Here is a 23,737-nt window from a genome sequence, read left to right on the forward strand (position 1 = left end):
AGCCTACGTTCTGATTCGCCGGACAGGCGTATATGCCTTGGCCTAAGCTGCTCTCAACTGTCACAGCAGTGTGGTCGCGCAACAAGCCCTACATCGCTCTTTTGCCGTTTACGCATTCAGGTAAGGAATCCGGCGCGTTCGCGGTGGACTCTGTCCGAATCCGCCTCATGCGTCGCCTCGCGCCCGCCGTGACCCAACTGAACTGCCCGCGTTTGCCGGGTTGGTGACGTATGTCGCCAGCTCACTCCGTCGGGTGATCTGCCGCTTACGCATAGTCCGTTCGGGCCATTCAAGATTGGGCCCGAAGGGGGTGTTGCGCTGTGCCCACCTTCCGTAACGTCCTCAACTGGCGGCGGTGAATATGCCGCTGCCGCCGTGGGGGAGCCTCGATTCGGGAGAGGACGGCGCCGGTATGGGCTGGGTAACCGACTGGAGTGCGCAGGCCGCCTGCCGCACTACCGATCCGGATGAACTGTTCGTGCAAGGAGCAGCGCAGAACCGGGCCAAGGCGGTGTGCACCGGCTGCCCGGTGCGGACCGAGTGCCTGGCCGACGCGCTGGACAATCGCGTCGAGTTCGGCGTGTGGGGCGGTATGACGGAGCGGGAGCGGCGTGCGCTGCTGCGCCGGCGCCCCACGGTCACCTCGTGGCGCAGGCTCCTTGAGACCGCGCGCTCGGAGTACGAGCGCGGCGCGGGCCTGCTGCCCGTGGACCTGGACGACGAGGAGACGTACGAGAGCTACGCGGCCGTGGGCTGACCCCACGGCCGCGCACCACCGACATCACCCGCCGGCTCCCAGGGGTGCGGCCACGCTCGGGCCGCCCCGGAGCCGCGTCGGGTGGAGGCGAGCAGGTTCGGGTGGATGTGGATGGGGTGGGCCGTGGCAGGCCCGCCGGTGCGTCCGTGAGCCATGCCCGGTAGGGCCCCTGCGAGACCATGCCCGGTAGGGCCCCCGCGAGACCCAGGACCCCGCGAGCTCACGCCGGACCGTCGCCCGTACCCACCGCCGCCGCGAGCCGGTCGCCGATGGCGCGCAGGCCCGCGAGGTCATGGACATCGCCCGGCAGCGCGGCCACCTCGGCCACCGCCACCTCCGGGTGCCGCGCGGTGAAGCGGTCACGCGTGTGCCGCTCACGGGCGATCAGGCGCATCCGCTCCGCGTGCAGCCGCAGCAGCCCCGCGGTCAGCCGCTCGACGGACGCCTCGGAGACAGCTCCCTCGGATCCCTCGGAACCCTCGGGCGCATCGCTAGACGCACCGCTGGGGCCACCGCTTTCGGGCGGGACGGTGCCCAGGGAGCCTTCGGACGGGCGGGTGGACGGGGAACTGCCGGGAGCCTCAGGAGAGTTGGGGGCCTCTGAGGAGCTCAATGAGCTACGCCCTCCAACCTTCCCGTCCTCCTGATCCACAATGCGGCGGTCCTCAAGATTTTCCGCCGCCGCGAGCGCCCGCTCGGCCGACAGGTCGCCCGCGCCGCTGCCGTGCACCCGGTTCAGGACGAGACCGGCGAACGGCATGTCGTCCGCCGCGAGCCGCTCCACGAAGTACGCCGCCTCCCGCAGCGCGTCCCGCTCCGGCGACGCCACCACAAGGAACGCCGTCCCCGGCGCCTGCAAAAGGCGGTACGTCGCGTCCGCGCGCTTGCGGAAGCCCCCGAACATCGTGTCCATCGCCGCCACGAACGTCTGCACGTCCCGCAGCAGCTGGCCCCCGAGCAGCTTGCCCAGGGCCCCCGTCATCATCGACATGCCGACGTTCAGGAACTTCATCCCGGCCCGGCCGCCCACCTTCGCCGGGGCCATCAGGAGCCGGATCAGCTTGCCGTCCAGGAAAGAGCCGAGCCGTTTCGGGGCGTCCAGGAAGTCCAGGGCCGAGCGCGAGGGCGGTGTGTCCACGATGATGAGGTCCCACTCGTCCCGGGCCCGCAGCTGGCCCAGCTTCTCCATCGCCATGTACTCCTGCGTGCCCGCGAAGCCCGCGGAGAGCGACTGGTAGAAGGGGTTGGACAGGATCGCCTGAGCGCGCTCCCGGTCCGCGTGCGCCTCGACGATCTCGTCGAAGGTGCGCTTCATGTCGAGCATCATGGCGTACAGCTCGCCCTCGCCCTTGATGTCCTCCACCCGCCGCGGCACGTTGTCCAGCGAGTCGATGCCCATGGACTGGGCGAGCCTGCGCGCCGGGTCGATCGTCAACACGACGACCGAGCGGCCCCGTTCGGCGGCGCGCAGACCGAGCGCGGCCGCCGTCGTGGTCTTTCCGACGCCCCCCGAGCCGCAGCACACCACGATGCGCGTCTTGCGGTCGTCGAGCAGGGCGTCGACGTCGAGCGGATCACGTGCCGGATCGAGGCGCATGGGCTTCCTGGCTTCCTGGCTTCCGGGTGTCGGTGGCTGCCGCGGTCACGAGACCCCCTGGTCCCGCAGCCCGGCCGCGAGCTCGTACAGGCCCGCGAGGTCCACGCCGTCGGACAGCAGCGGCAGTTCGTGCAGGGGCAGGCCGAGGCCGCCGAGTACGGCCCGCTGGGCGCCCTCGAGGGCGTGCCGTTCGGCGTACTCCGCGGCCTGGTCGAGCAGCGGCTCGACGAGCCGCGCGGCCCCCCGGGACCCGCCGAGGCCCGCGGCCGCCAGGGCCGCGGCGATGTCCTCGTGGGGCGGGCGCCGCAGGCCCAGGTCGAGGGCCGCCTCGTCGAACGGGGCCGGGCGCGCCATGTTCACCACGATCCGCCCCACGGGCAGTCCCGCCGCCCGCAGCTCGGCGATCCCGTCGGCCGTCTCCTGGACGGGCATCTCCTCCAGGAGCGTCACCAAGTGCACCGCCGTCTCAGGTGACTTGAGGACGCGCATGACGGCCTGCGCCTGGTTGTGTATCGGGCCGATCTTCGCGAGCCCCGCCACCTCGTCGTTCACGTTGAGGAAGCGGGTGATGCGGCCGGTCGGCGGGGCGTCCATGATCACGCAGTCGTACGCGTACCGCCCGCTCTTGTCCTTGCGGCGCACCGCCTCGCAGGCCTTGCCGGTCAGCAGGACGTCCCGCAGGCCGGGCGCGATCGTGGTCGCGAAGTCCACCGCGCCGAGCTTCTTCAGGGCGCGGCCCGCGCCGCCCAGCTTGTAGAACATCTGGAGGTAGTCGAGGAGGGCCAGTTCGGCGTCGATCGCGAGGGCGTACACCTCCCCGCCCCCGGGGGCGACGGCGATCTTCCGTTCCTCGTACGGAAGCGCCTCCGTCTCGAAGAGCTGCGCGATGCCCTGTCTGCCCTCGACCTCCACGATGAGGGTGCGTTTGCCCTCCGTCGCGAGGGCGAGCGCGAGGGCCGCGGCGACCGTGGTCTTGCCGGTACCGCCCTTGCCGCTGACGACCTGGAGCCTGCTCACGCCTTCGAGCCTAACCAGTCCCCTCGCGGGCTACGCACGAGGTCGCCTGTGCCAGGCATTACAGTCGCCGTATGACCAAGTGGGAATACGCAACGGTGCCGCTGCTCGTCCATGCCACGAAGCAGATCCTGGACACCTGGGGAGAGGACGGCTGGGAGCTCGTCCAGGTCGTCCCGGGGCCGAACCCGGAGCAGCTGGTGGCCTACCTGAAGCGCGAGAAGCAGGCATGAGCGCCGTAGAGGCGAAGCTCGCGGAGCTCGGGCACACGCTGCCCGAGGTCGTTCCGCCGCTCGCTGCCTACCAGCCGGCCGTCCAGTCCGGGGTGTACGTGTACACGGCGGGCCAGCTGCCCATGGTGGACGGCAAGCTGCCCGTCACCGGCAAGGTCGGCGCGGAGGTCACGGCCGAGGAGGCCAAGGACCTGGCCCGGCTTTGCGCGCTCAACGCCCTCGCGGCCGTGAAGTCCGTCGCGGGTGACCTGGACCGGATCGCCCGGGTCGTGAAGGTCACCGGCTTCGTCGCCTCCGCCCCCGACTTCACCGGCCAGCCCGGCGTGCTCAACGGCGCCAGCGAGCTGCTCGGTGCCGCGCTCGGCGACGCGGGCGTGCACGCCCGCAGCGCGGTGGGCGTGGCGGTGCTGCCGCTGGACGCGCCCGTGGAGGTCGAGGTCCAGGTCGAGCTCAAGGCCTAGGAGCTAGCCCCCGTCGCATCGATCGCCGCCCTGGCCGGGCCGAGCCCACGGCCGGGGCGGCGTTCGCGTCCCCGGGGCCCGTCCCGCGCGGCGGGCGCCCGCGGAAAAGGTGACCCTCGAACATCCGCTCCACCTCGGATAGCCTCCGCCCATGGCAAATGGGCAGTGGTATCCCCCGGAGTGGCCCGACCGCATCCGCGCCCTCGCGAGCGGCGAGCTGACCCCGGCACCCCCGCGCCCGGCCGCGACGGTCATGCTCCTGCGGGACACCCCGGAAGGGCCGGAGGTGCACATGCTCCGGCGCCGCACCTCGATGCCGTTCGCGGCGGGCGCCTACGCCTACCCCGGCGGCGGCGTCGACCCGCGCGACGACGAGCGGCACATCCGCTGGGCGGGCCCGCCCCGGGCCTTCTGGGCGGCCCGCCTCGGCGTCGACGAGTCCGCCGCGCAGGCCACGGTGTGCGCCGCGGTCCGCGAGACGTACGAGGAGGCGGGCGTGCTGCTCGCGGGCCCGACCCCGGACACCGTCGTCGGCGACACCACGGGCGACGACTGGGAGGCGGACCGCGAGGCCCTGGTGGCCCGCGACCTGTCCTTCGCCGAGTTCCTCGACCGGCGCGGCCTGGTGCTGCGCAGCGACCTCCTGGGCGCGTGGGCCCGCTGGATCACCCCCGAGTTCGAGCCCCGGCGCTACGACACGTTCTTCTTCGTGGCCGCGCTCCCCGAGGGCCAGCGCACCCGCAACGCCTCCACGGAGGCCGACCGCACGGTCTGGATCGGCCCCGCCGCGGCCGCCGCCCGCTACGACCGCGGCGAACTCGTGATGATGCCGCCCACCATCGCGACCCTGCGCCAGCTCGCCGCCCACCCGAGCGCCGTCGGCGCCGTGGCCGCGGCCGCCGAGCGCGACCTCACCCCCATCCTGGCCCAAGCGCGCCTTGAGGACGGCGAGTTGGTGCTCTCCTGGCCGGGGCACGAGGAGTTCACCAAGCACATCCCCTCCGGCGGCGCGGCATGACCCGGCCGCAGGCACCGACCACCCCGAACGCGACGGGAGCCCTCCCCGCATGACCGAAGCAGCGGCCCTGCCGGGCCAGCCCCGTGGCGGGGTGCTCAGCGGCCCCGCCACCGACCGCGCCGTCAACGTCCTCGCCCCGAACCCCTCCGCGATGACGCTCGACGGCACCAACACCTGGATCGTCGCCGAACCGGACTCCGACCTGGCCGTCGTCATCGACCCGGGGCCCCTGCACGAGGCGCACCTCGCTGAGGTGATCGCGACCGCCGAGCGCGCCGGGAAGCGCGTCGCGCTCACCCTGCTCACGCACGGCCACCCCGACCACTCCGAGGGCGCCGCCCGCTTCGCCGAGCTGACCGGCAGCAAGGTCCGCGCCCTCGACCCGGCGCTGCGCCTGGGCGACGAGGGCCTCGCCGCCGGTGATGTGATCACGACCGGCGGCCTGGAGCTGCGGGTCGTGCCGACCCCCGGCCACACCGCCGACTCGCTCTGCTTCCACCTGCCCGCCGACCGGGCGGTCCTGACGGGCGACACGATCCTCGGCCGCGGCACCACGGTCGTCGCGCACCCCGACGGCCGCCTCGGCGACTACCTGGACTCGCTGCGCCGCCTGCGCTCGCTGACCGTCGACGACGGCGTCCACACGGTCCTGCCCGGCCACGGGCCGGTCCTGGAGGACGCCCAGGGGGCCGTCGAGTTCTACCTGGCCCACCGCGCCAACCGGCTCGCCCAGGTGGAGACGGCCGTGGAGAACGGCCACGCGACGGCGTCCGACGTCGTGGCGCACGTGTACGCGGACGTGGACCGCTCCCTGTGGCCCGCGGCGGAGCTGTCGGTGCGGGCGCAGCTGGAGTACCTCAAGGAGCACGGGCTGATCTAGCGCCTCGGGCCCGTTGGACGGGGCGGCTTGGTGCCGTGCGTGGCGGTGTACTCCCGCTCCAGCCACGGCCCCAGGTCGTCCGTGAGCGCGCGCAGCGTCCCGGGGTCGGCCACGGGCTCGTACGCCACGTCGGCGGCCGCCCGCATGGCATCGGCGCGCTCCGGGTGGTACCGGCCGAAGACCTCCGTCATCGCGCGCAGCTCGCTCGTCCAGCCGCCCCAGCGGGGCATGACGAGGGTGAAGCCGGTCCGTACGAGGTGCCGGGAGATCCGCCGGCACAGGGCCCGCAGCGCGGCGTCGTCGGCCGCGGCGGCGATGCCCTCGCGCCAGCGCGGCAGGCGCGCGGCGAGATCGCCGTTGGTCTCGCGGGCGAGGCGCCCTTCGGGCCGGTAGCGGGGCAGGAACTCGGCCAGGTCCTCGCCGAGCAGGGGCGTGCACAGACAGGCGACGAACCAGCCGAGGTCGTACGTCTCCGGCTCGCTGAGGGTCCGCTCCCTGCTCTCCAGGAGAATGCCGACCCCGTCCACCACGGGGAACTCCTGGTCGACGGCGGCCCTGACGCAGTCCGCTTCCGCGCGGTCCGCCGCCGTCGGCTCCTCGCGCAGGACCAGGAGCAGGTCGAGGTCGGAGCGCCCGCGCCGGGCCGTGCCGCGCGGCACGGAACCGTACAGGTACGCGCTGTCGAGCCGTTTGCCGAAGACGTCCGCCACCTGGTCGCGCGCGGCGGCGACCACGGGCAGGAAGGCGTCCTGGATCCGGCCGAGCGAGCCTTCGCGCTCGATGTACCCCTGGGGGTCGAGTCCGCGGCTGAGGGTGGTCATGGGGCCACTGTGCAGCGGGGAACGGCACGGGGCACGCCATGACGACGGGAAGTCGTCTTGTGGCGTGCCCCGGATGTCGTACGGAGATGTCGTACGCGGGTGTCGTACCCCGGTGCCGTACCTCGGTGTCGTACCTCGGTTTCGTACGAGGACCGCGCGGGCGCTGGCTGGAAGGGTCAGCGGGAGCGCTTGGCGAGCCGCTCCACGTCCAGGAGGATCACCGCGCGGGCCTCCAGGCGCAGCCAGCCGCGGCCCGCGAAGTCCGCGAGGGCCTTGTTGACCGTCTCGCGGGAGGCGCCGACCAGCTGGGCGAGCTCTTCCTGCGTGAGGTCGTGCACCACGTGGATGCCTTCCTCGGACTGCACGCCGAAGCGGCGGGACAGGTCGAGCAGGGCGCGGGCCACACGGCCGGGGACGTCCGAGAAGACCAGGTCGGACATCTGGTCGTTGGTCTTGCGCAGGCGCCGGGCGACGGCGCGCAGCAGGGCGGCGGCCACCTCCGGGCGGGCGTTCAGCCAGGGCTGGAGGTCGCCGTGGCCGAGGCCGAGCAGCTTGACCTCGGTGAGGGCGGTGGCGGTGGCGGTGCGGGGGCCCGGGTCGAAGAGCGACAGCTCGCCGATGAGCTCGCCGGGGCCGAGGACCGCGAGCATGTTCTCGCGCCCGTCGGGGGAGGTGCGGTGGAGCTTCACCTTGCCTTCGGTGACCACGTACAGGCGGTCTCCGGGGTCGCCCTCATGGAAAAGCGCGTCCCCGCGCGCGAGCGTCACCTCACTCATGGAGGCGCGGAGCTCCGCGGCCTGCTCGTCATCGAGCGCCGCGAAGAGCGGGGCGCGCCGCAGAACGTCGTCCACGAGTTCTCTCCTTGTCGACCTGCATCAGGGGGCGGTTCCCCCAGTTTGCCGGACGGTTCAAACAGTGTGATCAGTCACTCAAGTCTGCCGCACTTGTGACGGAGGCAATGCGGAAGGGGGCCAATTGGGGGCTGATCCGGGGGTTCGGCGCCGACCGCGGCCACGCGGCCGCGGTCCGGACAGCCGCCGCCGGGCCCGTGAGAACACAGGCCACGGCCGAGTCGGTCGGGGTCGTCCGGAGCAATTCTGCTGTGGGCGAACACGTTTCCGCCACCCCTGGGAAACGGACAAAACGGTCGCAATTCGGGGCGTGAGGGGCGTGGGGTGAGGGGCGTGCGGGGTGTGTAACGGGGGGTAAGCCCCGGCGCGCGCCCTGCTGCGATGCCTGTCGCGGGTCCGTCGCGGTGACCGTCGCGGGTCCGCCGTGCGGCCGCCGCGGGCCCGCCGCGGTGACCGTCGTGCGACCGCTGTGTGTCCGTCGCGGTGACAAGTGCGTATCTCCGCCGTCCGTGTCAGTGGGGGCCCGTACGCTGGCCACATGGCGAATCAAGGCGCTTCACGGGCCGCTCGGCCCACCTCGGAGCCGGCTGCCGCCGGGGAGGCCCCGCCGAAGGGGACCGCGAAACGGACGGCGAAACGGACGGCGGCCAAGGCGGCCGGGACGGCCAAGGCGGCCCCGGCGGCGAAGTCGGCCAAGGGGGTGGCGGCGAGGGCTGCCAAGCCCCCCGCGGCCAAGGCCCCCGCCCACAAGAAGGCCGCGGCCCCCAAGTCCCACACCGCCCTGGTCCGCCAGGCCCGCCGGATCAACCGCGAGCTCGCGGACGTGTATCCGTACGCGCACCCGGAGCTCGACTTCGAGAACCCCTTCCAGCTCCTCGTCGCCACCGTCCTGTCGGCGCAGACGACGGACCTGCGGGTCAACCAGACGACCCCCGCCCTCTTCGCCCGGTATCCGACGCCGGAGGACCTCGCGGCGGCCAACCCGGAGGAGATCGAGGAGCTGATCCGGCCGACCGGGTTCTTCCGCGCCAAGACGCGGTCGATCATGGGACTCTCCGCCGCCCTGCGGGACGACTTCGGCGGGGAGGTCCCCGGCCGCCTGGAGGACCTGGTGAAGCTGCCCGGCGTGGGCCGCAAGACGGCCTTCGTCGTCCTGGGCAACGCCTTCGGCCTGCCCGGGATCACCGTCGACACCCACTTCGGCCGCCTCGTGCGCCGCTGGAAGTGGACGGAGGAGACGGACCCGGACAAGGTCGAGGCCGTCGTCGGCGCGCTCTTCCCGAAGAGCGACTGGACGATGCTCTCGCACCGCGTGATCTTCCACGGCCGCCGCATCTGCCACGCCCGCAAGCCCGCCTGCGGCGCCTGCCCGATCGCCCCCCTGTGCCCCGCGTACGGAGAGGGCGAGACGGACCCGGAGAAGGCGAAGAAGCTCCTGAAGTACGAGAAGGGCGGCCTGCCGGGCCAGCGCCTCAAGCCCCCGCCGGACTACCCGGGCAGGCCCGCGCCGCCGCTGGGCGCCGCCGGGTGACCGAGGGCCCGCCGCGGTGGAACCATCCGCGGGGGCGAGGGCGTTGTGCAGAGACGGACAGGGGCCGGGGGCCGATGACGCACGCGAGTGACACGCACACAGGCGACAGGGACATGAGCGACGACGGCGAGACGCACAAGGCGCACGAGGCGGGCACACCCGAAGCGGCGAGGGCCCGCGCGCACGGCGTCGTCGTGAACGGCAGCGGGGCGGGCGCCCCCGCGGCGAGCGGCAGCGTGCCGAGCGCCCCTGCGGCGGGCGACCCCGTGGCGAACGGCCCCGTGCCGAGCGGCCCCGTGGCCAACGGCAGCGTGCCGAATGACTCCGTGGCGAGCGACCCGGTGGCGAGCGACCTGGTGGCGTGCGACCGCGTGGTGAATGACTCCGTGCCGAGCGGCCGCGTGGCGAGCGGCCGCGCGACGAACGGCAGCGCGCCGAGCGACCCGGTGGCGTGCGCCCGCGCTGCGAATGACCCCGTGGCGAATGGCAGCGCGCCGGGCGGCCCCGCACCGAGCGATCCGGTGGCGAGCGGCCCCGCGCCGAGCAACCCCGCGCCGAGCACCCCCGCGGCCAACGGCCCCGCACCGAGCAACCCCGCGTCCAACGGCCCCGTGCCCAACGGCCCCGCCCCCGTCCCCGTAACCGCCGACGGCCTGCCCCCCTGGCTCGCGCCCGTCGCCCGTGCCGCCGCCACCGTGCGGCCCGATCAGCTCAGCCGCTTCCTGCCGCCGAAGGACGGGGCGGGGCGGCAGTCCGCCGTGCTCGTCCTGTTCGGTGAGGGCGAGCGCGGGCCCGAGCTGCTGCTCATGGAGCGCGCCAGCTCCCTGCGCTCGCACGCGGGCCAGCCGTCGTTCCCCGGCGGCGCCCTCGACCCGGAGGACGGGGATCCGGCCGAAGAGGGACCGCTGCGGGCCGCGCTCAGGGAGGCCGAGGAGGAGACCGGCCTCGACCCCGACGGCGTACAGCTCTTCGGCGTGCTGCCCAGCCTGTTCATCCCGGTGAGCGATTTCGTCGTGACGCCGGTGCTCGGCTGGTGGCGGGCGCCGAGCCCGGTCGGCGTCGTGGACCCGGCCGAGACCGCCCGCGTCTTCACGGTCCCCGTGGCCGACCTCACGGACCCGGCGAACCGCGCGATGGCGGTGCACCCGCGCGGCCACCAGGGCCCCGCGTTCCTCGTGGAGTCCGCCCTGGTCTGGGGCTTCACCGCCGGCCTCATCGACAGGATCCTGCACTTCGCCGGGTGGGAGCGCCCCTGGGACCGCGACCGCCGCGTCCCGCTCGACTGGGGCTCATGACAAGGTTGCGGGAGCCAGGGCCACCGGGGCCGGGGACGGCGCGGGCCGCGCGCCACGCGCCGCGCGGCGGCGACCGCGACGCGAGGCGGGGAACCATGCGAGGCGAGGACTGAATCGGTGAACGTGCTGGACATCCTGCTGCTGCTCGCCGCGGTGTGGTTCGCGATCGTCGGGTATCGCCAGGGCTTCGTGGTCGGCATCCTCTCGGTGATCGGGTTCCTCGGCGGCGGCCTCGTCGCGGTGTATCTGCTGCCGGTCGTCTGGGACGCCATGACCGACGAGCGCGCGAAGGTCACCACGACCGCGGCCGTCATCGCCGTCGTCGTCGTGATCGTCTGCGCCTCCGTGGGGCAGGCCTTCACCACGCACCTGGGCAACAAGCTCCGCCGGTACATCACCTGGCAGCCCGCCAGGGCCCTGGACGCCACCGGCGGCGCGCTCGTCAACGTGGTCGCCATGCTCCTCGTCGCCTGGCTGATCGGCTCCCTCCTCGCGGGCACCACGCTGCCCACGCTCGGCAAGGAGGTCCGCAACTCCAAGGTGCTCCTCGGCGTCGACCGCGCCCTGCCGGGGCAGGCCGACACCTGGTTCACGGACTTCTCCTCGGTCCTCGCGCGCAACGGCTTCCCGCAGGTCTTCAGCCCGTACTCGAACGAGCCGATCAAGGAGGTCCCGCCCCCGGACCCCAAGCTCGCCCGCAGCCAGGTCGCCGTCACCGCCAAGCGCTCTATCGTGAAGGTCAGCGGCGACGCGCACAGCTGCGGCAAGGCCCTCGAAGGCACCGGCTTCGTCTTCGCCCCGCGCCGGGTCATGACGAACGCGCACGTGGTCGGCGGCGTCGACGAGCCCAGGGTGCAGATAGGCGGCGAGGCCGAGAAGTACGACGCCAAGGTCGTGCTCTACGACTGGGAGCGCGACATCGCCGTGCTCGACGTGCCGGGCCTGCCCGCGCCCGCCCTGAAGTTCGCCTCCTCGGACGCGGTCAGCGGCAACAGCGCCATCGTCGCGGGCTTCCCCGAGGACGGCCCCTACGACGTGCGCGCCGCGCGCGTGCGCGGCCGCATCACGGCCAAGGGCCCGGACATCTACCACCGGGGCACCGTCCGCCGCGATGTGTACTCGCTGTACGCGACCGTCCGCCAGGGCAACTCCGGCGGCCCGCTGCTCACCCCGGACGGCAAGGTCTACGGCGTGGTGTTCGCCAAGTCCCTCGACGACCCGGACACGGGCTACGCCCTGACGGTGGACGAGGTCCGCGAGGACATCGAGCGCGGCCGCACCGCCAACCAGGAGGTCGACAGCCAGGGGTGCGCGCTCTAGCCGCGGGAACCGCGACTGGCGGTTCTGAAGGGCCCTTCCGCCCTAGTCGCGGGTATGCCTCAGGCGCGCCGAGACCCAGCGGGCCCTGCGGCGCAGGATGCGCGGAATGCCGATGGCTTGAGGGGGCCCCGCGGGTCCCGACTCGCGCGGGCCGCCCCTCTCGTGGCCGTTCACCACGGGCGCCCGGCGCTTGCGTGCTACGTCACTGTAGTCGTGCGTCCAGCCCATACCCGGACGTGTGCCCGTGCCTCAAGGTCGGTAACCGCGCCCAAGGGCCCCAATTGGCCTATGCGTCGGGCAATTGGCGTTCGTAGGACAGGCGTTCCCTCGTCTGGGTGACGGGGGCGCGGCGCGGGCCGGGTCCTGGGCCCGTCAGCGGTCCGGCTCGGGGTCCTTCAGCCAGCCCACCAGCTCGTTGGAGAACGCCACCGGGTCCTCCTCGTGGGGGAAGTGCCCGAGGCCGTCGAACAGGCGCCAGCGGTACGGCGCTTCGACGTACTCCCCGGACCCGGCCGCGCTGCGGGTGCGCATCACTGGGTCGAGGGACCCGTGTACGTGCAGTGTCGGCACCCGCACCGGCCGCTTCATGCGGCGGTTGAACTGGATGCCGTCGGGGCGGGCCAGGGACCGCACCATCCAGCGGTACGGCTCGATCGAGCAGTGCGCCGTGGACGGGATGCACATCGCGCGGCGGTACGTCTCCACCGCCGCGTCGTCCGGCAGGCGCGGCCCCGACCAGTCCCGGATCAGACGCCCCACCAGGGCCCCGTCGTCGGCGACCAGCTGACGCTCCGGCAGCCACGGCCGCTGGAAGCCCCACACGTACGAGCCCGCCGCGGTCTGCCTGCGGTCCCGCAGCATCGCCGACCGCCAGCGCCGCGGGTGCGGCATCGAGGAGACGGCGAGGCGGCGCACCAGCTTGGGCCGCATCACGGCGGCCGTCCAGGCCAGATAGCCGCCCAGGTCGTGCCCGACGAGCGCGGCGTCCGGCTCGCCGAGGGAGCGGACGACGCCGGTGATGTCGAGGGCCAGGTTGGCCGGGTCGTAGCCGCGCGGGGTGCGGTCGCTGCCGCCGACCCCCCGCAGGTCCATCGCCACCGCGCGGAAGCCCGCGTCGGCGAGCGCGACCAGCTGGTGCCGCCACGTCCACCAGAACTGCGGGAAGCCGTGCAGGAGCAGCACCAGCGGCCCGTCGCCGAGCTCCGCGATGTGGAAGCGGGCGCCGTTGGCGGCGACGTCCCGGTGCGTCCAGGGTCCTTCGATCCGGACGGCGGAGGGGGTGGCCAAGGAGTGCTGCGGGGTACTGGCGGGGTCCGTCATGAAGTCGAGCGTGCCACAGCCTTGGCTCGTTCACCCGGCTCGAGCTCAAGGGCACCCGTGGGGCTCACGGCCCGGGGACGCGGCTTGACGTTCGACAGGACGGCGGCGGTCTCCTTGGCCGCCGCGGCCGCCTTCTGCGGGCCCTTGCCCTTCGCGGCCTTCTTCGCGAAGATCACGCCGATCCAGGCGAGCACGGCGGCCACCAGGACGTTGGCGGCGAACGAAAGCACGAAGCAGATGGCCAGGTTCCAGCCGCTCCAGGTGCGGATGCCGTAGGCGAGGGCGAAGCTGAGCATCGGCAGCGAGAAGATGAGAACGGCGATGGCCGCGATGAACGCGGCGCTGCCGATCGCACCGCGCTTGACGTCCTGCGTCAGCTGCGCCTTGACCAGCGCGATCTCGTCGTGCACCAGCTCCGACATCTCTTTGCTCGCCGCGGAGACGAGCTGGCCGAGGCTGCGTTCGGTGCCGACGGGACCGTCGGGTGCGCTCATCGCGTACTCCTCATTTCTGTGTCTGCCGGTCCGCGTGCGCCCGGGGCGCGGCTCGACGAGTGCGGCTCGGCGAGACGCGTACCCGGCGCGGCGCGGAAGGTTCTGGTCAGATCATGCCGGACCAAGGTCCCGATCGCCCGACCCGGCCGACATGTGTGCACGCCTGCGGTGCTCTGCGGCCTTCTTCTCGTAGATCGCCGCCATCCGCAAGTGATAGTCCGGATTGTCCTGTTCGTAGATGTCCGGGATGCCGTCGAGGTCCTCGTCGCGCTCCTCGTCGTCGCACATCGCGCGGTACTTGGCGTTCCGTATCTTCAGCAGGATCCCGGCGAACACGGCCGCCGTCAGGGAGCCGACGAGCACGGCGGCCTTGATCTCGTCCGCCAGCGCCGGGTTCTCGCTGAAGGCGAGTTCGCCGATGAGCAGGGATACGGTGAAGCCGATTCCGGCGAGCGAGGCGACCGCGAAGACATCGGGCCAGGCCAGGTCGTCGTTGAGTTCGGCCTTGGTGAAGCGCGCGGCGAGCCAGGTGCCGCCGAAGATGCCGAGTGCCTTGCCGAGCACGAGCCCGAGCACCACGCCGAGGGTCTCGGGCTGGGTGAAGACATCGCCGAGCGCGCCGCCGGAGACCGCCACACCGGCGCTGAACAGCGCGAACAGCGGCACCGCGAGGCCCGCGGAGAGGGGCCGCACCAGGTGCTCGATGTGCTCGCCGGGGGAGTGGCGCTCGCCCTCCACCTTGTGGCAGCGCAGCATCAGGCCCATGGCGACACCGGCGATGGTGGCGTGCACGCCGCTGTTGTACATCAGGCCCCAGATGACGAGGGCCAGCGGGACGTAGACGTACCAGCCCCGTACGCCCTTGCGCAGCAGCAGCCAGAAGACGGCGAGGCCGATCGCGGCGCCGCCGAGCGCGGCGAAGTTCAGGTCGTTGGTGAAGAAGATCGCGATGATCATGATCGCGAAGAGGTCGTCGACGACGGCGAGCGTCAGCAGGAAGGCGCGCAGCGCCGAGGGCAGCGAGGTGCCGATGACCGCGAGGACCGCGAGCGCGAAGGCGATGTCGGTGGCGGTGGGGACGGCCCAGCCGTCCGTGGAGCCGCCGCCGACGGTGTTGACCAGCGTGTAGACGAGCGCCGGTACGGCCATGCCGCAGATCGCGGCGATGACGGGAAGGGCGGCGGCCTTGGGGTCCCGCAGATCGCCCGCGACCAGCTCGCGCTTGAGCTCGATGCCGGCGACGAAGAAGAAGACGGCGAGCAGTCCGTCGCCGGCCCAGTGCTGGAGGGACAGGTCGAGGCCGAGCGAGCCGGGGCCCAGATGGAAGTCCCTGACGCTCTCGTAGCTCTCTTTGAGCGGGGTGTTCGCCCAGATCAGGGCGGTGATGGCGGCGATGAGCAGCAGGACGCCGCCGACGGTCTCGGTGCGCAGGGCATCGGCCACGAAGGTGCGCTCGGGCAGGGAGAGGCGTCCGAGAATCTTGCGCTTGCTGCTGGTGGGCGCGGCCACAGGGGTCGACCTCCGTCGGGTAGGCAGGGCTGAGCTCATGCCGACCAGACTTCCCGGCGCACCTAGGGTGTTTTTCTTATCGCTTTGTTGACGTTGATCTTTAGCTTACCTAATCGCCTGGACGGGGGGCAGGTGGGGTGCGGCGGATGCGTCCGGTGAATGTCACTTTAAGGACAAAAGGGCACATCGGCAGGCGCAAAAAGGCCCCCGGCGCGAGGAGCGCCGGGGGCCTTGAGCTGCCGCTGTGCGGGTCAGTCCTCGCTGGGCGCGGCCGGGAGCTTCGACTGGATGAGGTCCATCACGGAGGAATCCGTGAGCGTCGTGACGTCGCCGAGCTGGCGGTTCTCCGCCACGTCACGCAGCAGCCGCCGCATGATCTTCCCCGAGCGGGTCTTCGGTAGCTCCGCCACCGGCAGGATCCGCTTCGGCTTGGCGATCGGGCCGAGCGTCGCGCCCACGTGGTTGCGCAGCTCGCCGACGAGGTCGGCGGACTCCGACGCCGAGCCCCGCAGGATCACGAAGGCGACGATCGCCTGACCGGTGGTCTCGTCGGCCGCGCCGACCACGGCCGCCTCGGCCACGGACGGGTGCGAGACGAGCGCCGACTCCACCTCGGTGGTGGAGATGTTGTGCCCGGACACGAGCATCACGTCGTCGACCCGGCCGAGCAGCCAGATGTCGCCGTCGTCGTCCTTCTTGGCGCCGTCGCCCGCGAAGTACTTGCCCTCGAAGCGCGACCAGTAGGTGTCGATGAACCGCTGGTCGTCACCCCAGATGGTGCGCAGCATCGACGGCCACGGCTCGGTGAGGACCAGATAGCCACCGCCGCCGTTCGGCACCTCGTTGGCCTCGTCGTCCACCACGGTCGCCGCGATCCCGGGCAGGGCCCGCTGCGCGGAGCCCGGCTTGGTCTCGGTCACGCCGGGCAGCGGCGAGATCATCATGCCGCCGGTCTCGGTCTGCCACCAGGTGTCCACGATCGGGCACTTGTCGGCACCGATGTGCTTGCGGTACCAGACCCACGCCTCGGGGTTGATCGGCTCGCCGACCGAACCGAGCACCCGCAGGCTGCTCAGGTCGAACTTGGCGGGGATGTCGTCGCCCCACTTCATGAACGTACGGATCGCCGTGGGCGCCGTGTACAGGATCGTCACCCCGTACTTCTGCACGATCTCCCAGAAGCGGCCCTGGTGCGGGGTGTCCGGCGTGCCCTCGTAGATCACCTGGGTCGCGCCGTTCGACAGCGGCCCGTACGTGATGTACGAGTGGCCGGTCACCCAGCCGATGTCGGCCGTGCACCAGTAGACGTCGGTCTCCGGCTTGAGGTCGAAGACCGCGTGGTGGGTGTACGACACCTGCGTCAGATAGCCGCCGGAGGTGTGCAGGATGCCCTTCGGCTTCCCCGTGGTGCCCGAGGTGTAGAGGATGAACAGCGGCTGCTCGGCCTCGAACGCCTCCGGCGTGTGCTCGGCGGACTGGCGGCCGACCACGTCGTGCCACCACAGGTCGCGGCCCTCGGTCCAGGCCACGTCCTGCTCGGTGCGCCGCACGACCAGGACCTTCTCGACGCCCTGGACGTCCTCGCGGGTGAGCGCGTCGTCCACGGCGGGCTTCAGCGCGGAGGGCTTGCCCCTGCGGTAGCCGCCGTCGGCGGTGATGACGAGCTTGGCGTCGGCGTCCTTGATGCGCGCGGCGATGGCGTCGGCGGAGAAGCCGCCGAAGACCACCGAGTGGGCGGCGCCGATGCGGGCGCACGCCAGCATCGCCACGACCGCCTCCGGGATCATCGGCAGATACACGGCGACCCGGTCGCCCTTGCCGATGCCCAGTTCGGTCAGGGCGTTGGCCGCGCGGCTCACCTCGTCCTTGAGCTCGGCGTAGGTGATGGCCCTGCTGTCGCCCGGCTCGCCCTCGAAGTGGATGGCCACGCGGTCGCCGAGGCCCGCCTCGACATGGCGGTCGACGCAGTTGTACGCGACGTTGAGGGTGCCGTCCTTGAACCACTTCGCGAACGGCGGGTTCGACCAGTCGAGCGTCTCGGTCGGTTCGGTGGCCCAGCTCAGCCGGCGGGCCTGCTCGGCCCAGAAGCCGAGCCGATCAGCCTTGGCCTGCTCGTACGCCTCCGCGCTGACGTTGGCCCGCGCGGCCAGATCGGCCGGCGGCGCGAAGCGACGCTCCTCCTTCAGAAGGTTGGCCAGGCTTTCGTTGCTCACGACATCTCCCTTTCCCAGGGTGTCCGTTGTGTCCCAGGCCACAGCTCATCAGACACTCGGCCCTGGTGACAAGGGCTGACCGGAAATTGGTTTAGACCTTTAGTGGGGTGTAGGGGTTCGCCGAGGGTCTGGAGCGGGCCGGGGCGCCTCCCAGTCAGAGGATGGCACGGAGCTGCGCCGCAGGTCCGGGGTGGTCTTCGGGAGTTGGTGGGGGCTCCGGGCGCCGGTGCGGGCCGGGGCGGCCGTGGGGCCTGGGGAGCCCCTGACGGGCCGTCGTCTCAGCCGGTCGGGGTGGCCTCCGCGTGGGGTGCGGGCCGCACTTGGCTGAACACCTCGTCGAGCACGGGCGGCTCCTCGGGCGCACCGGAGGGGGCCGTCGCCGTGCCGTCCGGGACACGTACGTTTTCAGCCAGGAGATAGGCCTGTGCCTCGCCCACGTGGAAGTACATCCCGTGCAGTTCCAGGGAGCCTTCGGCGAGCCGCCGGGTCACCGCCTCGTGGGCTCGCAGGTGCTCCAGCTGCTGCACCACGTTCGTCAGGCACAGTTGCTCCACCGCGTCCGCGGGGGCCCGCCCGGCAAGGCGCGGCGCCAGCCTGCCGGGGGCCTCGGCCGCGCTGGAGGCGGCCATCCGCTCCAGGCTCGGCAGCCCGTGCCGGAGCCAGCGCTTGAGCGGAGTCTGCGCCCCGGACGGCGGCGAGGCGAGCAGCGCCTGCATCGCGCCGCACCCCGAATGCCCGCACACGGTGATGGACTTGACCTTCAGCACGTCCACCGCGTACTCGATCGCCGCCGCCACCGAGTCGTCGCCGCTCTCGGATCCGGGCAGCGGGACCAGATTGCCCACGTTCCGTACGACGAAGAGGTCACCCGGGCCGCTTGAGGTGATCATCGAGGTGACCACGCGGGAGTCGGCGCACGTCAGGAACAGCTGCGCGGGCCGCTGCCCCTCACGGGCGAGCCGGGCCAGCTCCCCGCGCACCCGGGGCGCCGTGTGCTGCTGGAAGGCGCTGATGCCCTTGGCCAGTTGGTGCTGGTGGGCGGGCTCGGGGCGGTCGCTCGGCGGGGTCCGCGAGGGCTCCTCGCAGTGGTGGTTGCGCCAGGGCGTCCAGGGGCGGCAGCTGCAGTGGGACACGCTCGTGGGGTACGCGATGCGGTGGCCGCCGCGGCCGGTGATCTCGGCGGTGCCTCCGTGCGCGGCGTGCGCGTCCTGCCAGCTCTGCAGCGTCTCGTACGCCGCGTGGTCCATGAAGGAGCCGTCCAGCTCCACGACGGCGTGGGCCTGGTGGGGGATGTGGTGCAGACAGCGGCTGAGCCGGGGCACGGCGAGGAACGTCAACTGGCCCCGGACGTGGACATGGTGGACACCGTCCGCGTCCTCCTCGCAGGTGATCCGGGTGCGGGCGAGGCGGTGCAGGGCGACCGCCACGGCGACGGCGACGCCGAGCACGACCCCTTCGAGGACACCGAGCAGGACGACGCCGGCGGTGGTGACGGCGTAGACGAGGATCTCGCGGTGGCGGGTGACCGTACGGATGTGGTTCAGGCTGACCATCTGGATGCCGATGGCCATGACGAGGGCGGCGAGGGCGGCGAGCGGGATCAACTCCAGGAGGGGCACGACCAGGAGTGCGGCCGCTACTACCCAAACGCCGTGCAGCATCGTGGAGTTCCGGCTGACGGCGCCCGCGCGGACATTGGCGACGCTGCGCACGGCGACTCCGGCGACCGGGAGCCCGCCGAGGGCGCCGGAGACGATGTTCGCCACGCCTTGGCCGCGCAGCTCGCGGTCCAGGTCGGAGCGGCCGACGCCGGTGCCCGAGGGGGCCCGTGCGGCCGTGAGCTTGTCCACCGCGACGGCGCCGAGCAGCGACTGGACGCTGCACACCAGCGTCACGGTGAGGACGGCCGCGACGAGCCCGAGCGCGGGCCCTTCGGGCAGCCCCGCGAGGGCGTGGCTGCGCCAGGACGGCAGCTCGACCTTGTCCAGGCGCAGATGGGCGGAGCCCGCCAGGCAGGTGGCCGCGGTGACCGCCACCAGCGGGGCCGGGATGACGCGGGCGGCGCGCCCCGCCCGTCCGGGGATGCGGGGCCAGACGAGCAGGACCACGAGGGTCAGGGCGCTGATCGACAGGGCGGCCAGGTGCGCGTCCGCCAACTGGGCGGGCAGCGCGGCGAGGTTGTCCGGCACGGAGCTCTGGGGGGTGCCGCCGAGGACGATGTGCAGCTGGGCGACGGCGATGGTGACGCCGATCCCGGCGAGCATGCCGTGCACGACGGCCGGGCTGACGGCGAGGGCCGTGCGCGCCACGCGCAGACAGCCGAGGCCGACCTGGGTGATTCCGGCGAGGACGGTGAGGGCGCAGGTGGTCCGCCAGCCATAGCGCTGGATGAGGTCGGCGGTGATGACCGTGAGCCCGGCGGCGGGGCCGCTGACCTGGAGGGGGGAGCCGCCGAGGCGTCCGGCGACGAGGCCGCCGACGGCGGCGGCGACGAGGCCCGCCTGGAGCGGGGCGCCGGTGGCGAGGGCGATGCCGAGGGACAGCGGCAGAGCGATCAGGAAGACGGCGATGGACGCCGAGAGGTCGGCGCCGGCGATGCGGAAGCGGCGCTGCCGCGGCGGGCCGTGCGGTTGCTGGCGGTGGGGGGAGTGGGCCGAGTCGGTGGCGCGTGTGGGGATGCGTGCGGGCATGTTTCCCGTCTCCTCCGGGGCGGCGCGGTCGCGGATCGTGGGGTCCTCCGACGGGATGCCGGAGGGCGGGTCGCGGCCGTGGGTCACGGCGTTGCAGCGGCGGGATGACTCAACTCTCGGTAAACGAATCGTAATGCAGAGTAAAGGTCACGGCAGGATTTTCGGTGCATATGGGGTAAGTGACCACTCCAACGAGTGAATAAATCAGGTCGTCGGCTTGTCGGAACGTAGGGCCCATCACTCCGTGCGAAGTTTCTGGGGTTCTGTCCCTGTATGCATGGAAGTAGGTGGGCGGAGATGGCCGCCAAGCAGAGGACGGCCGCCGCGCGCGGGGTGGCCGTCACGTCCCGGCGGGCCACTGCCGGACTCGCCGCTCTCGTGGTGTGCGTCGCGGCCCTGGCCGGGTGCGGCGACGGCGGGTCCGAGCCGAGGAAGGGCGCGCCCGGGGCGAAGAAGCCGGTCGGCGCCCAGGCGCCCAAGTCACCGGTCCGCCTCATCGGCGACGGCTCCACCGCCTTCACCGGGAAACAGCCGCTGCTGCCCCGGCCCGAGCGGCTGAGACCGGGCCAGCGGCCGCCGCAGTTCGTGGTCTTCTCCTGGGACGGCGCGGGCGAGGACGGCCAGAAGCTGTTCTCCCACTTCCGCGAGGTGGCCAAGCGGAACAACGCCACGATGACGTACTTCCTCAGCGGCGTGTACATGCTCCCCGAGGAGAAGCGCAGGCTCTACAAGCCGCCCCAGCACCTGCCCGGCAGCTCGGACATCGGCTTCAACGACCGCGAGGGAATCAAGGACACCGTGGACCAGCTCCGCGGCGCCTGGCTCGAGGGCAATGAGATCGGCACGCACTTCAACGGGCACTTCTGCGGCGCGGGCCGCGGCGTCGGCGAGTGGTCCGTCGCCGACTGGAAGAGCGAGATCCAGCAGGCCAAGTCCTTCGTGAAGGCCTGGCGGACGAACACGGGCACGAAGGGCGGTCAGCCGCTGCCCTTCGACTACGACAAGGAACTCATCGGCGCCCGCACACCCTGCCTGGAAGGGCGCGCGAACTTCATGCGGGCGGCGCGCGAACTCGGCTTCCGCTATGACACCAGCGGTGTGAACAACCAGCTGTGGCCGAAGAAGAAGGAGGGGCTGTGGGACCTGTCGATGCAGCTCGTCCCCGTCCCCGGCCGTGGCTTCGAGACGCTCACCATGGACTACAACTTCATGGTGAACCAGTCGGGTTCGACCTCGCAGGGCGACCCGTCCCGGCATGAGTACTGGGGCGACCAGATGCGCGACGGCCTGCTGAAGGGCTTCGACCGCGCCTATTACGGCAATCGCGCGCCGCTGATCATCGGCAACCACTTCGAGTCCTGGAACGGCGGCACGTACATGCGCGCCATCGAGGAGACCATCGAGCGGGTCTGCACCAAGCGGGACGTGCGGTGCGTGTCCTTCCGGCAGCTCGTCGACTGGCTGGACGCCCAGGATCCGGGGACCCTCGCCAGGCTGACCAAGCTCGGCGTGGGCAAGGCCCCGAAGGAGGGCTGGCCCGCCTTCCTGGCGGCCCGCCCGGCCCCGGCGCCCAAGGGAGTGCCGGGCGCGGAACCGGCCAAGCCGCAGGCGGGACCGGCCAAGCCGTAGCCCTGGCGGCAGCCGGGGTGGGAGACGCGGGCCGGGCGGACCGGCGCGCGCCGCGCCTCCCGCGTCTCCCGGGTGTTCAGGCAGTGGCGACCGTCTGCTCGCGCAGCACGAAGTCGGGGTCGACCTGGGACGCCAGGTCGGCTCCGGTCCGGGCGTTGCCCCAGCTCTGTGCGTTCTTCAGGTGGAAGTGCACCATCTGGCGTGTGTACCGCTCCCAGTCGCGGTGTTCGTACGTGGCGTCGGCGGCGTCCTGAAGTGTCTGCAGGGCGCGGCGGTTGGTGTCCTCCAGGAGTCCGAACCGGGGCGGGCGGCCCTTCTCCATGGAGCGCACCCAGTCTGAGTGCCCCACGGTCACCAGGAGGTCGTCGCCGACCTGCTCGCGCAGGAAGTCGATGTCGTCCTGGCCCTGCACCTTGTTGCCCACGACCTTCAGGGTGACGCCGAAGTCGCGTGCGTAGTCCCTGTACTGGCGATAGACGGAGACCCCCTTCCGGGTCGGCTCGGCGACGAGGAACGTCACGTCGAAGCGGGTGAACATGCCGGAGGCGAAGGAGTCCGAGCCGGCGGTCATGTCGACGACGGCGTACTCGTCGCGGCCGTCGACGAGGTGGTTCAGGCACATCTCCACCGCTCCGGTCTTGGAGTGGTAGCAGGCGACACCGAGGTCGGCTTCGGTGAACGGCCCGGTGACCATCAAACGCACGGCGCCGCCGTCGAGTTCCACGGACCGGGCACACGCCTCGTACACGGGGTTGTGCTCGCGCACCCGCAGCAGCCGGGAGCCCTCTCCGGGCGGTGTCGTCTTGATCATCGTCTCGGCGGAGGGGATGCGCGGGTTGGCGCCGCGCAGATAGTCCTTGATCAGCGGCAGCCGCGCGCCCATGGCGGGCAGCTCGGCGGCCTGCTCGTCGTCGAGGCCGAGCGCGGCGCCCAGGTGCTGGTTGATGTCGGCGTCCACGGCGATGACGGGCGCGCCGGTGGCGGCGAGGTGTCGGATGAAGAGCGAGGACAGCGTGGTCTTGCCGCTGCCGCCCTTCCCCACGAAAGCGATTTTCATGGTCGGTTAGCGTAGTGGTGGCCCTTGCGGCGGCGCGGGGCTTGAGTGAAGAAGACCACTCCTTCGTGGGGCCGCGGCCTTCAGTGCGTAGGGTCGTACTCATGAGTACGACACCCGATCCGCTGGCCCCGCTGGGTGCGCTGCCCGGCGTCCCCGAAGCCGTGGAGTCCGTGCGCAAGGCCGTGGACCGTGTCTATGGGCACCGGATCATGCGCCGCCGCGGCAACGAGATCACTTCGGAGGCGGCACTGCGCGGAGCCCGTGGCTCCGCGGTCCTTTCCGGGGCCGAGTGGGCCCTCGAAGAGGTGCGCAGGCGCAGCGACTTCAGCGGTGACGGCGAGGCCCGCGTCGTGGGCGCCGCGCTGCGCCTTACGGCCGAGGCGGGGCAGCTCCTGTCCGTGTGGCGGCAGTCGCCGCAGCGGGTCCTGGCGCGGCTGCACCTGCTGGCCGCGGCGGACTCCGAGGGGGCGGCGGGTCGGCCCCGGCTCGCGGGCGAGCCCGTGGACGAGCCGCTGGCCGATCTGGAGCCGCTGGCGGGTCTGCCGCTGCCGGGCGCCGATGAGGTGGCGGGGCGCCTGGAGGGGCTCGCGCGGTTGATCGTCGACGGCGGTTCGGCGCCCGCCCTGGTGACGGCGGCCGTCGTGCACGGGGAGCTCGCGGTCCTCAGGCCCTTCGGCTCGCACAACGGGCTGGTCGCGCGGGCTGCCGCGCGCGTCGTCCTGGTGGGCAGCGGCCTCGACCCGAAGTCCATCTGCCCGGCTGAGGCGGGCCACGCCGAGCTGGGGCGCGCGGCCTACGCGGCGGCGCTCGTGGACTACGCGTCCGGCACTCCGGAGGGCGTGGCGTCCTGGATCGCCCACTGCGGCAGGGCGGTTGAGCTCGGCGCCAGGGAGTCGACGGCGGTGTGCGAGGCGTTGCAGCGGGGCGCGGCGTAGGGCCGGGGGCGGCCTTTAGGGCGGAGTCGTGTGCCTTCGGGGCGGCTCGCTGGGCGGGGCCGTGTGCCTTCGAGGCGAGTCGCAGGGCCGGGCCGTGTGCCTTCGGGGCGTC

Annotated in this window: 22 protein-coding genes; 10 read left to right on the plus strand and 12 right to left on the minus strand. The window is 72.3% G+C overall.

Translation table 11 applies throughout. The features are described 5' to 3' along the window. Positions 1 to 412 precede the first annotated feature (412 nt). Positions 413 to 757, plus strand: a complete 345-nt coding sequence (locus tag AC07A4_RS31875) for a WhiB family transcriptional regulator (protein ID WP_171075821.1) — start codon at positions 413 to 415, stop codon at positions 755 to 757. 220 nt (positions 758 to 977) lie between these two features. On the opposite strand, the gene bagB is transcribed toward AC07A4_RS31875, so the two are convergent. Both bagB and bagA read right to left on the minus strand, forming a co-directional pair. Next, positions 978 to 2,354, minus strand: coding sequence for an ATPase BagB (bagB, locus tag AC07A4_RS31880; RefSeq protein WP_478605357.1), 1,377 nt, complete (start codon positions 2,352 to 2,354; stop codon positions 978 to 980). A gap of 45 nt (positions 2,355 to 2,399) precedes the next feature. Next, complete coding sequence (bagA, locus tag AC07A4_RS31885; protein ID WP_478605360.1) at positions 2,400 to 3,371, minus strand: ATPase BagA; 972 nt, start codon at positions 3,369 to 3,371, stop codon at positions 2,400 to 2,402. A gap of 71 nt (positions 3,372 to 3,442) precedes the next feature. Here bagA and AC07A4_RS31890 point away from each other — a divergent pair, with 71 nt between their 5' ends. From AC07A4_RS31890 to AC07A4_RS31905, 4 genes are all read left to right on the plus strand, one after another. After that, entirely contained in the window at positions 3,443 to 3,601 is a 159-nt protein-coding gene (locus AC07A4_RS31890; RefSeq protein WP_009189813.1) for a Sp36 family protein, read from the plus strand. After that, complete coding sequence (locus AC07A4_RS31895) at positions 3,598 to 4,062, plus strand: RidA family protein (protein ID WP_478605363.1); 465 nt, start codon at positions 3,598 to 3,600, stop codon at positions 4,060 to 4,062. Before AC07A4_RS31890 ends, AC07A4_RS31895 begins: the two co-directional genes overlap by 4 nt. A gap of 151 nt (positions 4,063 to 4,213) precedes the next feature. Beyond that, positions 4,214 to 5,080 carry an NUDIX hydrolase gene (locus tag AC07A4_RS31900; RefSeq protein ID WP_478605366.1) on the plus strand — a complete coding sequence of 289 codons (867 nt, stop codon included), beginning with the start codon at positions 4,214 to 4,216 and terminating at the stop codon, positions 5,078 to 5,080. Positions 5,081 to 5,129: 49 nt separating this feature from the next. Next, positions 5,130 to 5,960: an MBL fold metallo-hydrolase gene (locus AC07A4_RS31905; protein WP_478605368.1), complete on the plus strand. Its 831-nt coding sequence runs from the start codon at positions 5,130 to 5,132 to the stop codon at positions 5,958 to 5,960. Here AC07A4_RS31905 and AC07A4_RS31910 read toward each other — a convergent pair. Together AC07A4_RS31910 and AC07A4_RS31915 are read right to left on the minus strand one after the other, a co-directional pair. Further along, on the minus strand, positions 5,957 to 6,781 hold the full coding sequence (locus tag AC07A4_RS31910; RefSeq protein ID WP_478605369.1) for a nucleotidyltransferase domain-containing protein: 825 nt from the start codon (positions 6,779 to 6,781) through the stop codon (positions 5,957 to 5,959). The two genes, AC07A4_RS31905 and AC07A4_RS31910, sit on opposite strands and share 4 nt — an antisense overlap. A 176-nt stretch (positions 6,782 to 6,957) precedes the next feature. Beyond that, positions 6,958 to 7,632, minus strand: a complete 675-nt coding sequence (locus tag AC07A4_RS31915; RefSeq protein WP_006382668.1) for a Crp/Fnr family transcriptional regulator — start codon at positions 7,630 to 7,632, stop codon at positions 6,958 to 6,960. Between the two features lie 538 nt (positions 7,633 to 8,170). On the opposite strand from AC07A4_RS31915, the gene nth reads away from it, so the two are divergent. Then, positions 8,171 to 9,163: an endonuclease III gene (gene nth, locus AC07A4_RS31920; RefSeq protein ID WP_478605379.1), complete on the plus strand. Its 993-nt coding sequence runs from the start codon at positions 8,171 to 8,173 to the stop codon at positions 9,161 to 9,163. Here nth and AC07A4_RS31925 read toward each other — a convergent pair. Beyond that, a complete protein-coding gene (locus AC07A4_RS31925; RefSeq protein ID WP_478605689.1) occupies positions 9,121 to 9,873 on the minus strand; it encodes a histone H1-like repetitive region-containing protein in 753 nt (250 codons plus the stop codon). The two genes, nth and AC07A4_RS31925, sit on opposite strands and share 43 nt — an antisense overlap. Between AC07A4_RS31925 and AC07A4_RS31930 the strand changes: the two genes are divergently transcribed. Further along, positions 9,775 to 10,458 (plus strand): NUDIX hydrolase, encoded by a 684-nt coding sequence (locus AC07A4_RS31930; RefSeq protein WP_478605692.1) that lies wholly within the window; start codon positions 9,775 to 9,777, stop codon positions 10,456 to 10,458. The genes AC07A4_RS31925 and AC07A4_RS31930 overlap by 99 nt on opposite strands. A gap of 117 nt (positions 10,459 to 10,575) precedes the next feature. After that, the gene (locus AC07A4_RS31935) at positions 10,576 to 11,778 is read left to right on the plus strand and encodes a MarP family serine protease (RefSeq protein ID WP_478605382.1); all 1,203 of its coding nucleotides are present in this window, start codon (positions 10,576 to 10,578) and stop codon (positions 11,776 to 11,778) included. A gap of 42 nt (positions 11,779 to 11,820) precedes the next feature. Here AC07A4_RS31935 and AC07A4_RS31940 read toward each other — a convergent pair whose 3' ends face one another. From AC07A4_RS31940 to AC07A4_RS31965, 6 genes are all read right to left on the minus strand, one after another. Beyond that, positions 11,821 to 12,006, minus strand: coding sequence for a hypothetical protein (locus AC07A4_RS31940; protein WP_478605385.1), 186 nt, complete (start codon positions 12,004 to 12,006; stop codon positions 11,821 to 11,823). A gap of 144 nt (positions 12,007 to 12,150) precedes the next feature. Beyond that, entirely contained in the window at positions 12,151 to 13,098 is a 948-nt protein-coding gene (locus AC07A4_RS31945; protein ID WP_478605388.1) for an alpha/beta fold hydrolase, read from the minus strand. Continuing rightward, on the minus strand, positions 13,095 to 13,592 hold the full coding sequence (locus AC07A4_RS31950) for a phage holin family protein (RefSeq protein ID WP_478605390.1): 498 nt from the start codon (positions 13,590 to 13,592) through the stop codon (positions 13,095 to 13,097). The genes AC07A4_RS31945 and AC07A4_RS31950 overlap by 4 nt, the downstream gene beginning before the upstream one ends. Positions 13,593 to 13,703: 111 nt before the next feature. Beyond that, complete coding sequence (gene nhaA / locus AC07A4_RS31955) at positions 13,704 to 15,140, minus strand: Na+/H+ antiporter NhaA (protein ID WP_478605392.1); 1,437 nt, start codon at positions 15,138 to 15,140, stop codon at positions 13,704 to 13,706. 212 nt (positions 15,141 to 15,352) lie between these two features. Further along, positions 15,353 to 17,356, minus strand: coding sequence for an acetate--CoA ligase (acs, locus tag AC07A4_RS31960; RefSeq protein ID WP_478605394.1), 2,004 nt, complete (start codon positions 17,354 to 17,356; stop codon positions 15,353 to 15,355). Positions 17,357 to 17,592: 236 nt separating this feature from the next. Beyond that, positions 17,593 to 20,004 (minus strand): bifunctional SulP family inorganic anion transporter/carbonic anhydrase, encoded by a 2,412-nt coding sequence (locus AC07A4_RS31965; protein ID WP_478605396.1) that lies wholly within the window; start codon positions 20,002 to 20,004, stop codon positions 17,593 to 17,595. Positions 20,005 to 20,301: 297 nt separating this feature from the next. Here AC07A4_RS31965 and AC07A4_RS31970 point away from each other — a divergent pair, with 297 nt between their 5' ends. Further along, positions 20,302 to 21,633 carry a polysaccharide deacetylase family protein gene (locus tag AC07A4_RS31970; RefSeq protein WP_478605398.1) on the plus strand — a complete coding sequence of 444 codons (1,332 nt, stop codon included), beginning with the start codon at positions 20,302 to 20,304 and terminating at the stop codon, positions 21,631 to 21,633. A 76-nt stretch (positions 21,634 to 21,709) separates the two neighbouring features. On the opposite strand, the gene AC07A4_RS31975 is transcribed toward AC07A4_RS31970, so the two are convergent. Next, complete coding sequence (locus AC07A4_RS31975; RefSeq protein ID WP_478605400.1) at positions 21,710 to 22,690, minus strand: ATP-binding protein; 981 nt, start codon at positions 22,688 to 22,690, stop codon at positions 21,710 to 21,712. 101 nt (positions 22,691 to 22,791) lie between these two features. Between AC07A4_RS31975 and AC07A4_RS31980 the strand changes: the two genes are divergently transcribed. Next, a complete protein-coding gene (locus AC07A4_RS31980; RefSeq protein WP_478605403.1) occupies positions 22,792 to 23,625 on the plus strand; it encodes a Fic family protein in 834 nt (277 codons plus the stop codon). Positions 23,626 to 23,737 lie beyond the last annotated feature (112 nt).

The organism is Streptomyces sp. NPDC043996 (assembly GCF_056435225.1).

What these genes read in the sequence shown, in the direction of transcription:
- AC07A4_RS31945 (WP_478605388.1), bottom strand. Translation starts at nt 13,098, where the DNA reads ATGACGGACCCCGCCAGTACCCCGCAGCACTCCTTGGCCACCCCCTCC.
- AC07A4_RS31940 (WP_478605385.1), bottom strand. Translation starts at nt 12,006, where the DNA reads ATGGGCTGGACGCACGACTACAGTGACGTAGCACGCAAGCGCCGGGCG.
- AC07A4_RS31965 (WP_478605396.1), bottom strand. Translation starts at nt 20,004, where the DNA reads ATGCCCGCACGCATCCCCACACGCGCCACCGACTCGGCCCACTCCCCC.
- AC07A4_RS31900 (WP_478605366.1), top strand. Translation starts at nt 4,214, where the DNA reads ATGGCAAATGGGCAGTGGTATCCCCCGGAGTGGCCCGACCGCATCCGC.
- bagB (WP_478605357.1), bottom strand. Translation starts at nt 2,354, where the DNA reads ATGCGCCTCGATCCGGCACGTGATCCGCTCGACGTCGACGCCCTGCTC.
- AC07A4_RS31895 (WP_478605363.1), top strand. Translation starts at nt 3,598, where the DNA reads ATGAGCGCCGTAGAGGCGAAGCTCGCGGAGCTCGGGCACACGCTGCCC.
- nth (WP_478605379.1), top strand. Translation starts at nt 8,171, where the DNA reads ATGGCGAATCAAGGCGCTTCACGGGCCGCTCGGCCCACCTCGGAGCCG.
- AC07A4_RS31890 (WP_009189813.1), top strand. Translation starts at nt 3,443, where the DNA reads ATGACCAAGTGGGAATACGCAACGGTGCCGCTGCTCGTCCATGCCACG.
- AC07A4_RS31980 (WP_478605403.1), top strand. Translation starts at nt 22,792, where the DNA reads ATGAGTACGACACCCGATCCGCTGGCCCCGCTGGGTGCGCTGCCCGGC.
- AC07A4_RS31970 (WP_478605398.1), top strand. Translation starts at nt 20,302, where the DNA reads ATGGCCGCCAAGCAGAGGACGGCCGCCGCGCGCGGGGTGGCCGTCACG.
- AC07A4_RS31910 (WP_478605369.1), bottom strand. Translation starts at nt 6,781, where the DNA reads ATGACCACCCTCAGCCGCGGACTCGACCCCCAGGGGTACATCGAGCGC.
- AC07A4_RS31905 (WP_478605368.1), top strand. Translation starts at nt 5,130, where the DNA reads ATGACCGAAGCAGCGGCCCTGCCGGGCCAGCCCCGTGGCGGGGTGCTC.
- AC07A4_RS31950 (WP_478605390.1), bottom strand. Translation starts at nt 13,592, where the DNA reads ATGAGCGCACCCGACGGTCCCGTCGGCACCGAACGCAGCCTCGGCCAG.
- AC07A4_RS31875 (WP_171075821.1), top strand. Translation starts at nt 413, where the DNA reads ATGGGCTGGGTAACCGACTGGAGTGCGCAGGCCGCCTGCCGCACTACC.
- nhaA (WP_478605392.1), bottom strand. Translation starts at nt 15,140, where the DNA reads ATGAGCTCAGCCCTGCCTACCCGACGGAGGTCGACCCCTGTGGCCGCG.
- AC07A4_RS31975 (WP_478605400.1), bottom strand. Translation starts at nt 22,690, where the DNA reads ATGAAAATCGCTTTCGTGGGGAAGGGCGGCAGCGGCAAGACCACGCTG.